Below are 16102 nucleotides of genomic sequence, written 5' to 3'. Positions count from 1 at the left end.
AACAAAAAAAAGCGACCGAAATTTTCGATCGCTTTTTTGTTTATCATTTATTTTCCTTTTTGAATACCACCTTCTAACCACGCTTTGTATTCTTCCACATCTGGAGTATATCCAACGGGTTCAGACAAACGTTGTCCTTCTGCATCCAACACAATATAGTACGGTTGTGCATTGGCATGATAGTGCTTCATTTGGAAATCACTCCATTTATTTCCGATGGTTTTGATTTTCTTTCCTGTTGTTTCTGATATGTATTGCTCATTTTCTGGCAATTCTTTTTTATCATCTACATACAATGAAATCAAGACCACTTCATTTTTCAATACAGCTAAGATTGCGGGATCTGACCAAACATAATCTTCCATTTTACGACAATTCACACAAGCGAATCCTGTAAAATCTAGCAATACTGGTTTATTTACTGATTTGGCATACGCCATTCCTTGTTCGTAATCGGTGAAAGCAACGATGTCATGTGCACCGTACTTCGCTCCTTCTGGTAAAACTTCTGTTGTAGAAGCTCCTCCTGATCCACCTTTACCACCTACGCCATAAGGACTTTCTGAGTATGTCATCGGAGGCGGAAAACCTGAGATAATCTTCAATGGTGCTCCCCATAGTCCAGGTACCAAATAGATGGTAAATGTTGTAACGAATAATCCCATGAATAAACGTCCTACGGAAATACTATCCATTGGGCTATCGTGTGGTAGTCGAATCTTACCAAATAAGTACAAGGCCCAAGCTCCGAAAATGGTAATCCAAATCGCTAAGAACACTTCTCTTTCTAACCAATGTGCTTGTAATACAAGATCGGCATTGGATAAAAATTTAAATGCTAATGCTAATTCTAAGAATCCCAAAGAAACTTTTACTGTGTTTAACCATCCACCAGAGCGTGGCATAGAGTTTAACCATCCTGGGAACATCGCAAATAACATAAATGGAAGTGCTAATGCTAAAGAGAAACCTAACATTCCAACGATTGGAGCAATTCCACCTTTAGAAGCTGCTTCTACTAACAAAGTTCCTACGATAGGTCCAGTACAAGAGAATGAAACAATAGCTAAAGCTAAAGCCATAAACAAGATACCGATAATACCACCACGATCGGCTTGTGAATCTACTTTATTCGCCCAAGAATTGGGTAACATAATTTCAAATGCTCCTAAGAAAGACGTTGCGAACACAACTAACAACAAGAAGAAAATGATATTAAAATATACGTTTGTTGACAATGCATTCAATGAATCTGCTCCAAAGATTGCGGTTACAATCGTTCCTAATACTACATAAATTAAGATGATTGATAAACCATAGATAATCGCGTTTTTAATTCCTTTCGCGCGTGTTTTACTTTGTTTTGTAAAAAAACTCACGGTCATTGGAATCATTGGGAACACACAAGGAGTCAATAAAGCTGCAAAACCTGAGAAGAATGCTAAAATGAAGATGGTAAATAATCCTCTTTTCTCTTCTGATTTAGGAGCAGTTGCTTTTGTATCCGTTGCAGCTGTTTCGCCTTCTTTTGCTGTAGTTGTCTTATTTTCATAAGCCTCAAAATTCTCCACTTCCGTAACCTGAAGTGTTTTTAAGTCATATACAAACAAATTACTTTGACTGATACAAACATCTAAACACACTTGATATCCTAATTCTACTTGAATATTCGGTGTATCAGCGTTAGTTAATTTAATTTCTTGTACCAATTGAACAGGACCTACAAAATAAGTCTCATCTACTTCAAAGATATCGTTATAAACGGTTTTTGTTTCACTCTCTTTGGCATCACCAACGAGTTCGTAATTTCCATCTATATTGTTGTATATAAATTCGGTTGGCAAGGGTCCTCCATCAGCTGTATATTGGGAGTACATATGCCATCCATCTTGAATAATACCATTCCATGTGATGGTATATTCTGTATCGGATTTCTTTTCAATTTTCGTTGTCCATTTAGCAGGATTTTCCATCATCTGCGCCTGAGCCGTGAAAATAGATATAAAGAAAAATAGCAAATAAGCTAATTTTTTCATACGGTTAATTTAATTTTTAAAACATTAGTAGTTGTATTTCTTACTTTAAATCGTTCATCCATTCGACTTCCAATAATCCATACAATAGTATCACCTGAGCACAATAACCAAATATTTTCTTTTTCTATTTGGGTCATTTTCTCATCTTTTACATATTTCGAAATTCGCTTTGTTCCTTTCATTCCAAAAGGCACGAAATAATCTCCTTTCTTGGGTTTGCGAATCAGCAACGGAAACTGCAATTTATCTCGGTCAAGATAAGCACATAAGGGATCCGTCGTCAGTTCAATTTCATTTCTTTCATAATTAGTTGATGTTAAGCATATTGGTTGTGTAATAGTTTGGTTCTCTTGTATATAGAAAGAATCCTCTGCCTCTTCTGCCATTTTGCTTTTTAATCGCAGTAAGAGGTATCCTCTATCTTTAATCAAGCAATAGTTTTCTGCCAGAATTTTCTTTCCTGTTTCTGCCTTTACTAAATCCGCAATATCGTTCCACGCTTTAAAACCGTAAGGTTCTAACCATTTATACAAATAGGCTTTAGGTAATGACAATTCACTTAATTCTTTTAAGGGAAATAAGAGGTCATCCCCTTGTTTCAGCACTACTTTCTCAAACATCATTTGATGTGCATCCTCACTCATTTGATGTGCTTCTTTCAAAAATCCAATGGTCTGTTGGAAAGTTTGATCCATGTGCTGATTGATTTCCTTAAAAACAGGCAAGATATTTTTTCTTATTTTATTTCGCAAATATTTTGTTTGCGCATTTGTATAATCTTCTCGCCAAGTCAGTTGATTCTTATTTGCATACGCCTCAATTTCTGCTCTAGTAAATACTAACAGTGGCCGCCGAATATAGTCTGTTTTCTCTGGTATCCCTAGCAATCCTTCGATGCCCGTTCCCCTTGAAAAATTGATAAAAAAAGTTTCCATCGAATCATCCAAGTGATGCGCAGTCAATAAATATTGATATTTTTCTTGTCTTAAAATTTCTTCAAACCAAACATAGCGTTGTTCTCTTGCAGCAACTTGAATGGAAACTTTATTTTCTGTTGCATAGTGATTGGTATCAAATTCTTTTACAAAAAAAGGCACTTTTAGTTGCGCAGTTAGATCTTCAACAAACTGTTGATCTAAATTACTATCTTCCTCCCTTAAGTGGAAGTTACAATGTGCTACTGCAACATTGAGTCCTACTCGATGACATAAATGTAATAAAACAACACTATCTACTCCACCGCTAACAGCAAGTAAAATAGGGTATTGTATCAATTCAGCAAAATTTGATTCAAGATGCTTTCTAAACTTATTTTCCATGGATTACCTCAACATATCTAGAACAAGCAGTGTATAAATGTTAATCTTTATTCACAATTGTCTAGCAAACTCCAAAAATACCCTTTTTTTCGCGAAAAACCCTTATTCTAGGTTCATTTCTGTGCATAAAAAAACCACAAAATTTAATTTGTGGTTTTATTTTATTCTAACTCAAGTGTGGAATTTTGTGAATAGGTTCTCCATTTTTCAATACAAGCAACCATGTCCTGAGGCACTTCTGAATCAAAGCGAACATACTCTTTAGTAATAGGATGTTCAAAGCCTAAGGTTTTAGCATGAAGTGCTTGTCTTGGCAAGAGCTGAAAACAATTTTCGATAAACTGTTTATATTTTGTAAAGGTGGTTCCTTTTAAGATCAAATTTCCACCATAACGTTCATCGTTAAATAGCGTATGTCCAATATACTTCATGTGCACTCTAATTTGGTGCGTACGTCCTGTTTCTAGACGACAAGAAACTAAGGTCACATAACCAAAACGCTCTAATACTTTATAATGCGTAACGGCCCATTTTCCTTTACTCTCATCCTCAAAGGCAGCCATTTGCATACGGTCTTTCACGTGTCTTCCAATATAACTTTCTATGGTACCTTGATCTTCCGCTACATTCCCCCATACCAAAGCTACATATTCTCTTTCCGTAGTTTTCTCAGCAAATTGACGTTGCAATTCTGTCATTGCCCACTCCGTCTTCGCTACGACTAATAATCCACTCGTATCTTTATCAATACGGTGTACGAGTCCTGGGCGTTCACTGCTATTTAGCGGTAAATTTTCAAAATGGTACGCTAACGCATTGACCAAGGTCCCAGTATAGTTTCCATGTCCAGGATGTACAACCAATCCAGGTTCTTTGTTAACCACTAATAAAGCATCGTCTTCATACACGATATTTAATGGGATATTTTCTGGAATAATAATATTTTCAAAAGGAGGTTGTTTCATGAGTACACGCACAACATCCAAGGCTTTCACCTTATGATTCGACTTCACAGCCACATCATTCACAAAAATATTCCCGTTTGATGCTGCTTGTTGAATTTTATTGCGCGTTGCATTTTCAACTAAGTTCATCAAAAATTTATCTACACGTAGCGGCGCTTGCCCTTTACCTGCTTCAAATCGAAAATGTTCAAATAATTCATCTTCTAAATCATCAAACACTTCATTTACATTTTCTTGCATAAGTTATTTTTCTTAATCAATATCGGGTGCTACATCCAATTGTTCTGCAGAAAGACCCGCTTTTCCATCTCCTAAAACGAAGTCGATTTTAGAGTTCTTCACTACTAAATCTCCCTTTTTCAATTTCTTACCATTTTGATGTACTTCCAAAACAACATCTTTACCAATAAACGTGGCATAGGATCTTGTTCCTTCTTTTAATCCCATAGAGGCAATCGTAGCGCTCGCTTGTCGGTACGTTAACTGTTCTAATTCTGGTAAAATCACTTTACCATACCCAGCCGCATTAATTTTAACGTAGATTTTTCTATTTTCCTTCACGCTAAAACCTGGCATAGGATCTTGTTCTAAAACAGTTAGAGGAGGGAAATTTTTATTGTAATCCAGCGTATCCAAGACAATCATACGCAATTCTTTTTGATCCAACGTCTGCTCGGCTTGATACGTATCTAGCTTTAATAAATTGGGTACTTCAATTCGCTGTCCGTGATTTGTCGTTACTTTCAACCATTTCAATAGGCCTAGTACCCCCACAATAGAGATGATGATGGCTGCTGCCAAAGAAATTAAAAAGCTCTTACTTTTAAAAAATTGAACTAATTTCATAGGGTTAGATTTTTGACAAAGATATAAAATCGAAAAGATTTTTTGTTTCTGTGTTTTATTATAAATTTGTTTGAAACAATTCTTTTATAAATCTAACCTCAACATCCTGGGTATATGAAGCACGTAGCAATAATTATGGGAGGCTATTCAAGCGAGTTTGAAATTTCGCTGAAAAGTGGTCAAGTTGTATTTGACACATTGGATCGCACAACATACACACCGTATAAAATCCATATTTTTCGCGATAAATGGGTCTATGTAGACGAGCACAACGAGGAATTCCCAGTAGACAAAAATGATTTTTCTGTATCATACAAAGGGCAAAAATTAACCTTTGATGTTGTTTTTAATGCCATTCACGGCACACCTGGTGAGGATGGTTTATTGCAGGCGTACTTTGAATTAATCGATATGCCTCATACCTCATGTAATGCTTATCAAGCCGCATTAACCATGAACAAAAGAGATATGCTTTCTGTTTTAAAGCCTTATGGTATTAAAACAGCTATATCCTATTATTTGAATGAGGGAGATGATATCAACCCTGAGGCAATTATTCAACGTGTTGGATTACCTTGTTTTGTTAAGCCTAACCGTTCAGGATCTAGCTTTGGTATTTCTAAGGTTCATACAACCGAAGAATTAGTTCAAGCAATTGAGGTTGCTTATAAAGAAGACAATGAAATTTTAATTGAGAGCTTCCTTAAGGGAACAGAAGTTTCTGTAGGTGTAATTAATTATAGAGGTGATGTTATCGTCTTACCTATTACTGAAATTGTCAGTGAAAATGACTTTTTTGACTACGAAGCAAAATATTTAGGTAAATCTCAAGAGATTACGCCCGCTCGTATTGACGATGTAATTAAAGCAAAAATAGAAGATATTGCGGTTAAGATTTATCGTATTTTAAAAATGGATGGATTTTCGAGAAGTGAATTTATCATTGTTGGAGATACTCCCTTTTTATTAGAGATGAATACCGTTCCTGGTTTAACTAGAGAAAGTATTTTACCTCAACAGGCAGCAGAAGCTAAAATTTCATTGCCCGATTTGTTTGACAATGCAATAGTTTTAGCTTTGCAGAAATAAAGACTCCCAAAATATGAGAAGAGCTGTTTTTCCAGGATCATTTGATCCTATTACCAATGGACATTACGACATTATCAAACGAGCTTTGCCTCTTTTCGATGAAATTATCATTGCGATTGGTGTCAATGCGGATAAAAAATACATGTTCAGTTTAGAAGAACGCAAGGTTTTTATTGAAAAAACCTTTGCAAATGAACCAAAAATAAAAGTAGAGACCTATCAAGGGTTAACTACCGATTTTTGTCATGAAAAAAAGGCTCAATTTATTTTAAGAGGCTTGCGAAATCCGGCGGATTTTGAATTTGAAAAAGCAATTGCACATACCAATCGCTTTTTGTCAAAAATTGAGACGGTATTTTTACTTACTGCTGCAAGTACTTCTTTCATCAGCTCAAGTATAGTACGCGATGTGATTCGAAATCACGGAGATTACATCAGATTAGTACCCGAACCTGTACGAATATAACAGATAAAAAAAAGTCGCTCAAGAGCGACTTTTTTATTTTATTCACTAAGCAAACCTGCTTCTTCTACTAAAAGTTTAATATTTTCATAGGAATTGGACATTGCTTCTTTGATTTGTTCCTTATCAAACCAAACTACTTCTTCAATTCCCTCCTCTGCTTGCCCTATTAATGCGCCATCATAGGACGTGCTCATCTCAAACCAACTGGTAATTTTCAATCGATATTTTCCATTTCGCTTAAAGATATGGTAGGTTTTGGGAAGTTTTTTGATCACTTTCAATTCTCGAACCCCCGTCTCTTCCTCTACTTCTCTTACTGCTGTATCTGCTATTTCTTCATATTTCTCAATTCCTCCCTTAGGTAAATCCCATTTACCATTTCTCTTGATAAAAAGTACTTTCCCTTCTGCATTATACACAACACCTCCACCCGCTTTTTGAACAGGAATTTTTTCTTTTAGCCTTTTCATCATGGCTTTTTCGTCTGGATGATATAAAAATGCCTTATCAATTTTATTTTGAAAATATTTAATGATAATTTTGTCAATATCAACACTGTCTAACAAGAACAACTGAAAATCGGTTTCTTTCTCAATTTTATCAGTTAGAAACAACGGTTTATCGTTTACAAAAACTTTATACATTTGTATTATGATTTTTACTAAAGAAACAGCTCAACAAACTGCCGAATTACTTCTGCAAATTAACGCAATTAAATTAAATCCAAAAAATCCTTTTACATGGGCTTCTGGATGGAAATCTCCTATTTACTGTGATAACCGTATTACACTGTCTTATCCAGAGATTAGAAAATACTTAAAAGAGGAGTTTGCAAAGCATATTGTAGCAAAATATGGTAAGCCTGATGTAATTGCTGGTGTTGCAACAGGAGCTATTGGAATTGGCTTATTAGTAGCTGAAGCCTTAGAATTGCCTTTCGTTTATGTTCGTCCTGAGCCTAAAAAGCATGGAAGACAAAATCAAATTGAAGGACAATTAGAACCAGGAAAAAAAGTAGTTGTAATTGAAGATTTGATCAGTACAGGAAAAAGTAGCTTACAAGCTGTTGAAGCTTTAAAAGAAAATGGAGCTGATATTGTAGGTATGGCTGCTATCTTTACCTATGAATTTCAAATTTCTAAAGATAACTTTGCTCAAGCGGGTGTTGAATTGACGACCTTGAGTAACTATACTTCTCTATTAGAAAATGCAGTAAAACAAAATTATATCTCTGCTTCTGATTTAGAGACACTACAAGAATGGAGAATTAATCCATCAGAATGGAATCAATAATTAAAGAAATAAAAGTATGCAATTAGAAAGTCCAAAAGTAAAAGTAGCGCAATCCGCTGAATATATATTTAATGCATTATCTGACGTAAAGAACTTCGAAAAGTTAATGCCTGAATCGATTGCTAAATTTGAAGTAACTGGAGAGGATTCTTTCATCTTTGCTTTGAAAGGAATGCCAGAAATCAAATTAAAGAAAAAAGAGGCCACTCCAAATTCTCAAATTGTTTTAGGAGCTGCAAGTGATAAATTACCGTTTACCTTAACTGGAAACATCACAGAAGTTGACGCGAACAATACTGAAATTCAACTTCTATTTGAAGGAAGTTTCAATCCTATGATGGCTATGATGGTGAAAGGGCCTATCGGAAAATTCATTGAAGCGCTAGCTGGAAACATGAATAAATTATAAAAAATCTTTAATTCTGACTGAATATTATATTCACTTTATAAAAGATAAAATAGTATAAAACAGCAGTACATCTCCATGTGCTGCTGTTTTTTTATTGCTTCTACACTACGATTTCTTTCGTTTTTCCTTATATCACCTACCTCAATCCTCTTCATTTCTATTTCTCTTCCTTTTCTGATAAACAAAGTTTTCAAACGTTGTAAACCTATTCTTATGCTTCCTTGTTTATCCAAACAAGGAAATAAAATTCCATCTTTTTAAAAAGATGTTCTTTTGTTTAAAAAATCACTATCTGATACTTGTTTTAACGAAATATCTCTAATTAATTCTTGTATTTAAAATAGCTTTACCAAACTCAATATCAATTAATTACATTTCAAAAAGTCATTACTCCTCTTTATCAGGCGAAATATAAAATGAACTGTATGTATATCAAACTGAATGAAGCATAGCTCCTATCACAATATAAACTTTCTGAAATTTTAAAACAACATATGAAAAAATATAAACTTACAGAGGAATCTATGATTCATAAAGGCTATACACTTTGGCGTATAGAATATATAGCCACTGGAGCCAAAGGAGGCTGGGTTGAAAGCGAAAAAAACCTAAGTCAGTTGGGAGATTGTCTGATTTTAGACAATGCCAAAGTTTATGGCGATGCAACAATTAGTGATCATGCCATAATTTGCAATGAGGCGGAGATATATGAACAAGCTTCTGTATACGGTCATGCTATGGTTTCTGAGCAGGCCTCTGTCTATGGGAATGCCCAAGTATATGAAAAAGCCCGTATCAAAAACAACACTCAAGTATCTGGTAATATTCATGTTAAACAAGAAAAGATTGTAGCTATTGATAAACGCTTATTTGACGATTCATCGACTTGGAATGAAATCAATTCGCTCGTTTCCTTGAAGCTTATTACGACACGAATTCCAGCGTCTGAATCTCTTCCTCTTTATGCTAATGGAAGACATCAGATTCAAGTTCAAGTTCTATTAGAAGCCTTAGATATCCAAGGCAATTATATTTCAATTCCTTCCCATGAGATTTTCAAGAACATACAATGGGAAGATGAGAATCATACGCCATTAAACGATATATTTTTATTTAGTGATATACCTGGAAAATATGTCTCTTCTTTAGCTGTTGAAAATGAAAATGAAATAACAGAACGCAAAATCTCTAATTGCCTATTTTACCTGTCTACCACTCAGGTTTTAGGAAAAATAAAACTTCATGCACGCTGCTTGATGCATCATAAAACAGTCCCTTTAGATGAAAGAACAGAAGATACACATACAAGTAATCATCTAAATATCGTATCAAATTCTCTGCCTATACACCTTGTAGAGGCTCGTACGTTTCAACAAAAAGACATTACTGTAGAGACCATTGAAAAAATAAGACCCGACTCTTACAATTCAATTCTAAAGAGCTATTATGTAAACTTTTCCTCTAACACTGATTCTATCAGCGAAAGTACAGATATACAAGATGAATATTGGTTTAACTATAGACAAAAAGGAAATTACAAAGCCTGTTCCACCACCACAGACAACTCTGTTAGAATTAATTATTGGGCTCGGTTCACGACAACCTTTCATATTACAGACAAATGGAAGATCACGATAACAGAGAAAAATCATGAGAGATCAGGTGCATGCTTCTGGGTCTATCGCGTATGGCATGGAGCTTTATGGGCTAATCATATATGGAGAAAACCTATGGTTTTTAATCTGTATGATCAATACGGGAACCATGTAACAATAAAGGTTAATGTTTTGGAAGATGCTGTATTAGAATTTATAGTTGTTTCTCCATAGATAGTAGCTTACTAAATAACAACAAAAGGAAGCCCAGGGCTTCCTTTTGTTGTTATTCTTTATAAAAAATGGTATTATTTCAATTCTACAGTATATTCTAATACTTTTGGATTGTTTATTACATCTGACATTTTAAATTCTTTGACAAATGATTTACCATCTTGTGCAATTAAAGCGTCTGGATAAGATACTGATTTGATTGCTTGTTCGAAATTTACTTTAATGCGATACGTAAACATCCCTGCCATTTGCCCGATTTCACCTAAACCTTTTTGTAATTCTTCCGGTTTCACTGATAAGGTACGTTTTAATGATTTTTTCTTCCACTCAAATTTAGATTTCTTCACAAACTCAGGAGCATCTAATTTCTTGCCATTTCCTTCACCTAAAGCACTTAATTCCGATAGATTAACCAAAGAAGTATTCAAATCTGATGCATTTTTCGCACTAATTTTCAAACCAATATTCCCAATAGAATCATTCATCATCACTCGTACGCGAAGGTTTTCTGTTTTCTTTAATAAATTGGGATTTGCTTTTAGGATACTATCTTTCTTTTGTTCTGGTTTTTTACTTTCTAACAAACTAATATCTAACAATTGTTCTACCGTCAATTCCTCTCCATTAATTAGATCTAATGCCTTTTTTACGTCTTTAGACATTCCATTTGCACTGCTCGGCATTGTTTGTAGTAACTCAGAGAAATCCATATCCATTGCATAGGTGATTGCTCCTTCTTTTTTTACGGTTACCTCTTCTGTTGTTACACAAGATTGAAATAGAAAGCCAAAGGCTACCATTAATCCAATTACTTTTTTCATACTCTATGTTTTTATTTACAAAAATAGACAAATCTTAGTAACAGTACTCTTTTACTACATCAATTCTCAAACAAGCACTTATTGCTTTTTTCTCACTATTATTCCTTTAGAAAAATAAAAAATCATTTTTTGTTGTTTATATCAAAAAGTTTTTGCAAAATTTGCATTAAAATAAGTTTAACACATAAAAAACGAAGAAAAAATGTTTGTACTAAATTCTACATCGGCATTGTTCACATCCGCACCAGGTGCAGGAGTGTATCTTCGTGGTACTTCTTTTTAGTAAAATCAATTACTTTTATATATGAAAAGCCCGAAGATGTAAATTCGGGCTTTTTTTTGTTTATTCCGGACCCTTTACAGAAAACCCGAATTGACGTGTTGGTCGAACGCCAACGATTTTTTATGTCATGTAAATCCTACATGACCTTTATTGTCAATTAAACAACATATCATGGGAAGGAAACTTTCAGGGAAAGACTTAATTCAATTGGGTTTTCCCCAAAATAATACAATCAATATTGCTTTAGGTACCATTAGTCGTTATAAGAAAAAAGAAAACAAAGACGCGGTACTTAGGGAAGCAAAACAAGTGTTACAGAACCCCGACGCCTATTTAGGTGATGGTATCTGGGGAAAAGTAGCAGAAAGCATGGTCAAGCAAGTCGAAATCAAACGACATGAATTGACTCACACTAGGGCGCCTTTCTCCATTTTTGGAACAGATGCTATAGATGAACAAACCAAATATCAATTATATACTGCTTTAAAATTACCCGTTGCAGCAGCTGGTGCTTTAATGCCCGATGCTCATTATGGGTATGGATTGCCAATTGGTGGGGTTTTAGCCACACACAATGCTGTTATTCCTTATGGAGTTGGGGTTGATATTGGATGCCGAATGAGTTTATCTGTATTCAATTTACCAGCTTCCTTTCTCAAAGGAAAAGACCATCAGTTATTGAATATTTTATCCGATCACACCAAGTTTGGTATGTATGAAACGCATCAAAATAAAGTAGATCACGAAGTATTCTATCGCGATGAATTTAAGAATATTCCCTTTGTGAAAGGATTACTAGATAAGGCCTACAAGCAATTGGGGACATCAGGGAGTGGAAATCACTTCGTTGAAATTGGCATTGTTCACTTAGCAGAAACCAAACCAGAGTGGAAATTAATTCCAGGTGATTATTTAGCTGTTTTATCCCACAGTGGATCGAGAGGCTTGGGCGCCAATATTGCAAAACACTATACTTATTTGGCAACAAAACAATGTCCTATACCAAGTAATGCACAACATTTGGCTTGGTTGGATCTCGACACTCACGATGGTCAAGAATACTGGATGGCGATGAATTTAGCTGGTGACTATGCTAAAGCTTGTCATGACGATATTCACCGTCGCATTGCCAAAGCTTTGGGAAAACAAATTGCTTTTACCATAGAGAATCACCACAATTTTGCATGGAAAGAAGTCATCAATGGAGAAGAATTGATTGTTCACCGCAAAGGAGCAACACCTGCTGCAGTTGGTCAATTGGGTATTATCCCAGGATCCATGACGACAAATGGATTTATCGTGGAAGGTTTGGGAAATGAAGCTAGCTTGCATTCTGCTTCACATGGAGCAGGCCGATTACATTCAAGAAATGTTTGCAAGAGTAAATTCACCAAGAGCGATATTAAAACCGAATTAAAAACAGCGGGTGTACAACTAATAGGTGGTAGTGTAGATGAAGCACCAATGGCCTATAAAGACATTAATGCTGTCATGCAAGCACAAGAAGATTTAGTAAAAGTACTAGGAACCTTTACTCCTAAGTTTGTACGAATGGATAAGTAATATGGAGCGGATTATACAAATTACATCAGGAAGAGGGCCAGCAGAATGTGCTCTTGCTGTTACTAAAATCGCAGCTATTTTAGTCAAAGAAGCGAATCAACAGCAGCTTGTTGCTACCTATTTATCTTCAACTCTAGCAGCATCTGATTCGATTTTCGTTGAAATAAAAGGAACAGATAAGCAAGCTGTTCAAGCATTTATTGAATCATGGTTAGGAAGTATACAGTGGGTTTGTAGCAGTCCTTTGAGGCCCAAGCACAAACGCAAGAATTGGTTCATAGGTATTTTTGAAACTGAACCGAGAGAACAAGCAGTACATTGGGAGGAAAAAGATTTCGCTTATCAAGCGATTCGCAGTTCAGGTGCAGGAGGGCAACACGTCAATAAAGTAAGTTCTGCAGTACGCATCACGCATCTTCCGACAGGTTTACAGGTCATTGCGATGGATAGTCGATCACAGCACCAGAACAAAAAATTAGCCAAAGAGCGATTGCTTCTTAAATTGGAACAATCCAAAGAGAACCACGCAGAACTCGTGGAAAAACAAACGTGGATGAATCAATTACACATAGCAAGAGGAAATCCTACACGCTTATTTATAGGACCACAGTTTAAACAAAAAGGGAGCAATTAGCTCCCTTTTATTGTATTTCAGCACTTAACCCTGCATCTAATAATTGCAAGCATTGTGGTTTTAATTTTTTAAACTCACCCGTCTTAACCGTACATTTTCCAGTATAGTGTACTAATATCGCACATTGCTCTGCCTGTTCTGCTGTATGGTCACATACTTTGATTAAGGTTTCAATTACATGATCAAACGTATTGACATCATCATTATACAAGATAATTTCACTCTGACCATTCAACAATTCTGATACATCAATCTTTTCTTCTACGATTTCTTTTGTACTCATAATATCAAAATTTTAATACAATGACTATCACTTTTTAAACTTCAAAGATACCCAATTATTTTTTTCTAAATGATTTTCAAAGGTTAAACCTTTTTCTTCTGCTGCTTTTTTAATACTTGAAACGTCTTCTGTATAGAATCCACTGAAGTAAATTTCAGCATTTTCTTTCATGGTACGGATATAGTGATCCATATCATTCAATAAAATATTTCGGTTAATATTGGCTAAAACCACATCATATTTAGGTTCTTGAACTAAAATAGAGGCATCCCCTTCAAATACTTCAATATTACTACAAGCGTTACGGGCAGCATTTTCAATTGAATTCAGATAACACCAATTATCAATATCAATAGCATCGACGTGTTTCGCTCCGCGCATAGCAGTCAAAATAGCTAAAATTGACGTTCCACATCCCATATCCAAAACAACTTTATCTTGCATGTCGTTGTTTAAGATTTGGCGTACCATCATATAAGTTGTCTCATGATGTCCTGTTCCAAAACTCATTTTAGGCTCAATTACGATATCGTATTGCGCTTGTGTTTTTTCGTGAAATGGCGCTCGAATATAGCATACTCCATCTACGTCAATGGGATCAAAATTCTTTTCCCACTCCTCATTCCAATTTACTTGTTCGATTTCTTCTTTTCGATAGGTAATGGTAAATTGATCCGATTGTAGAATAAAAATATCTTCTAAAATATCTTCTGTCCACAAGTCTTGTTGTACATACGCACTAACGCCTATAGCTGTTTCTTCAAAACTTTCAAATGCTTTTTCACCTAATTCTGCGATAAGAATTTCTACACCAGGCACTAAAGGCTCTACTGTAAAATGATATCCAATATATGACATGCTGTTTTTTCTTTACTATCTTTAGTTAACCATTTAATAACATTGCCCTTACATTTCAATAACAACGATATAAATGTGGAAACAAAACTAATCTTATTTTTGCAATCTCAACACACGAACACATGAAAAAAATCTATTTATTAATATTGTCGTTACTATCACTTAACGCAATAGCACAAAAGATTGAAACGGCTAATAACGATATTAAATTAGCTCAACTTCCTTATTACAACTTCGGTAAAGGAGTTGGAATTACATCTTCGGATAGTATATTTCAATTAAACTTGCGTTTTCGCATGCAAAACCGCTTGACTTTTATGGAGAATGAAGGGGAAAAAACAAAATATGAAGGAGAGATTCGTCGTTTGCGTTTGCGTTTCGATGGTTATGTAGGGAATCCTAAGTTCTTATACGTAATTCAGTTGTCATTTGCGCCAAAAGATATGGGGAAAACTGTCGAGGGAGAATCGGTGAATATCATCCGTGATGCGGCAATGACTTATCGTCCAAATGAGAATTGGAGTTTCATCTTTGGACAAACAAAACTTCCAGGAAACAGACAGCGTATTAACTCTTCAGGAGCGCTTCAGTTAACGGATCGTTCAATTAACAACTCTAAATTTAATATCGACCGTGATTTTGGTTTGCAAGCTTACTATCACCAAGAGCGCAAAGACAAATTTGGTTATGTCATCAAAACAGCGGTTTCAACAGGTCGCGGAAGAAATTTCCAAGGTTCTGAAAGTGATAGCTATGCTTTAACAGGTCGCGTGGAATTATTCCCTATGGGAAGTTTTAAAAATAATGGAGCTTACTTTGAAGGAGATATCGCGAGAGAAACTAAGCCAAAATTAATGCTTGCTGGTACGTTTTCACACAACAATAATGCAGAAAACTCACAAGGACAAACAGGAACAAAATTATACGAAACGAGAAATCTAAACTCTTTCATGGCCGATGCAATCCTAAAATATGATGGATGGGCTGGAATGGTTTCTTTTATGAATCGAAATGTTGATGATGCTATTACTTCTGGTATAGATCCAGATGGAACTAAACGCAACAGCTATGTATATGCAGGGCACGGAATGGATTACCAATTAAGTTATTTGTTTCTTAGTAATTACGAGTTAATTGGGCGTGTTTCAACTCAAAAAATGAAAACACAACTATACGAGCAATTAAACTTACCTAATACGACTGAGTTTACTGTAGGGGTAACCAAATATTTATGGGAACATGCCTTCAAACTTCAGGCTGAATTGACGTATGATAAATTAGATTTCTACCAAGGATCAAGTAAAAACAATTGGTATTTTAGAATGCAATTCGAAATTGGTATTTAATTCGCTCTTTTAGCATAGGTTTATAACTAAAAGTTTAGTAATCTCAATAGAAAGCTAAAAAA

At 35.1% G+C, this 16102-nt stretch carries 16 protein-coding genes; 8 read left to right on the top strand and 8 right to left on the bottom strand.

Annotation, left to right across the window (positions count from 1 at the left end; all coding sequences use genetic code 11):
- Positions 1-47 precede the first annotated feature (47 nt).
- The 4 genes from M2306_RS00525 to M2306_RS00510 form a co-directional block, all read right to left on the bottom strand.
- The gene (locus tag M2306_RS00525) at positions 48-2036 is read right to left on the bottom strand and encodes a protein-disulfide reductase DsbD family protein (protein WP_115091423.1); all 1989 of its coding nucleotides are present in this window, start codon (positions 2034-2036) and stop codon (positions 48-50) included.
- Entirely contained in the window at positions 2033-3355 is a 1323-nt protein-coding gene (gene tilS / locus M2306_RS00520; RefSeq protein ID WP_259189677.1) for a tRNA lysidine(34) synthetase TilS, read from the bottom strand. Before tilS ends, M2306_RS00525 begins: the two co-directional genes overlap by 4 nt.
- Before the next feature lie 161 nt (positions 3356-3516).
- Positions 3517-4560 carry an RluA family pseudouridine synthase gene (locus M2306_RS00515; protein ID WP_259189679.1) on the bottom strand — a complete coding sequence of 348 codons (1044 nt, stop codon included), beginning with the start codon at positions 4558-4560 and terminating at the stop codon, positions 3517-3519.
- A gap of 12 nt (positions 4561-4572) precedes the next feature.
- A complete protein-coding gene (locus M2306_RS00510) occupies positions 4573-5166 on the bottom strand; it encodes a PASTA domain-containing protein (protein WP_259189681.1) in 594 nt (197 codons plus the stop codon).
- A 114-nt stretch (positions 5167-5280) separates the two neighbouring features.
- Between M2306_RS00510 and M2306_RS00505 the strand changes: the two genes are divergently transcribed.
- Both M2306_RS00505 and coaD read left to right on the top strand, forming a co-directional pair.
- Positions 5281-6255, top strand: coding sequence for a D-alanine--D-alanine ligase (locus tag M2306_RS00505; protein WP_115091426.1), 975 nt, complete (start codon positions 5281-5283; stop codon positions 6253-6255).
- A 13-nt stretch (positions 6256-6268) separates the two neighbouring features.
- Positions 6269-6721 carry a pantetheine-phosphate adenylyltransferase gene (gene coaD / locus M2306_RS00500; protein ID WP_115091427.1) on the top strand — a complete coding sequence of 151 codons (453 nt, stop codon included), beginning with the start codon at positions 6269-6271 and terminating at the stop codon, positions 6719-6721.
- A 38-nt stretch (positions 6722-6759) separates the two neighbouring features.
- Here coaD and M2306_RS00495 read toward each other — a convergent pair whose 3' ends face one another.
- A complete protein-coding gene (locus tag M2306_RS00495) occupies positions 6760-7365 on the bottom strand; it encodes an NUDIX hydrolase (RefSeq protein WP_115091428.1) in 606 nt (201 codons plus the stop codon).
- Positions 7366-7372: 7 nt separating this feature from the next.
- Between M2306_RS00495 and pyrE the strand changes: the two genes are divergently transcribed.
- The 3 genes from pyrE to M2306_RS00480 all read left to right on the top strand — a co-directional run bounded on the left by pyrE (position 7373) and on the right by M2306_RS00480 (position 10252).
- Entirely contained in the window at positions 7373-8014 is a 642-nt protein-coding gene (gene pyrE, locus M2306_RS00490) for an orotate phosphoribosyltransferase (RefSeq protein WP_115091429.1), read from the top strand.
- 16 nt (positions 8015-8030) lie between these two features.
- Positions 8031-8423, top strand: coding sequence for an SRPBCC family protein (locus tag M2306_RS00485; protein WP_115091430.1), 393 nt, complete (start codon positions 8031-8033; stop codon positions 8421-8423).
- Positions 8424-8917: 494 nt separating this feature from the next.
- Positions 8918-10252, top strand: a complete 1335-nt coding sequence (locus M2306_RS00480; protein WP_259189689.1) for a hypothetical protein — start codon at positions 8918-8920, stop codon at positions 10250-10252.
- A 74-nt stretch (positions 10253-10326) separates the two neighbouring features.
- Here the strand turns inward: M2306_RS00480 and M2306_RS00475 are convergent, their stop codons facing one another.
- A complete protein-coding gene (locus M2306_RS00475; protein WP_115091432.1) occupies positions 10327-11073 on the bottom strand; it encodes a hypothetical protein in 747 nt (248 codons plus the stop codon).
- Positions 11074-11527: 454 nt separating this feature from the next.
- Here M2306_RS00475 and M2306_RS00470 point away from each other — a divergent pair, with 454 nt between their 5' ends.
- Positions 11528-12919, top strand: coding sequence for an RtcB family protein (locus M2306_RS00470; RefSeq protein WP_259189693.1), 1392 nt, complete (start codon positions 11528-11530; stop codon positions 12917-12919).
- Position 12920: 1 nt separating this feature from the next.
- Entirely contained in the window at positions 12921-13553 is a 633-nt protein-coding gene (prfH, locus tag M2306_RS00465) for a peptide chain release factor H (RefSeq protein ID WP_259189695.1), read from the top strand.
- Positions 13554-13560: 7 nt separating this feature from the next.
- On the opposite strand, the gene M2306_RS00460 is transcribed toward prfH, so the two are convergent.
- A complete protein-coding gene (locus M2306_RS00460; RefSeq protein ID WP_002987178.1) occupies positions 13561-13836 on the bottom strand; it encodes an ATP-dependent Clp protease adaptor ClpS in 276 nt (91 codons plus the stop codon).
- 27 nt (positions 13837-13863) lie between these two features.
- A complete protein-coding gene (gene prmA / locus M2306_RS00455; RefSeq protein WP_259189699.1) occupies positions 13864-14694 on the bottom strand; it encodes a 50S ribosomal protein L11 methyltransferase in 831 nt (276 codons plus the stop codon).
- 122 nt (positions 14695-14816) lie between these two features.
- Between prmA and M2306_RS00450 the strand changes: the two genes are divergently transcribed.
- Positions 14817-16040 carry a porin gene (locus M2306_RS00450; RefSeq protein ID WP_115091436.1) on the top strand — a complete coding sequence of 408 codons (1224 nt, stop codon included), beginning with the start codon at positions 14817-14819 and terminating at the stop codon, positions 16038-16040.
- The last annotated feature ends 62 nt before the right edge of the window (positions 16041-16102 follow it).

Source organism: Myroides gitamensis (assembly GCF_029894455.1).
Classification (GTDB): Bacteria; Bacteroidota; Bacteroidia; order Flavobacteriales; family Flavobacteriaceae; genus Flavobacterium; species Flavobacterium odoratum.
The sequence above is the reverse complement of the archived record's forward strand: the minus strand, read 5'-3'. Positions and strand labels throughout refer to the sequence as shown.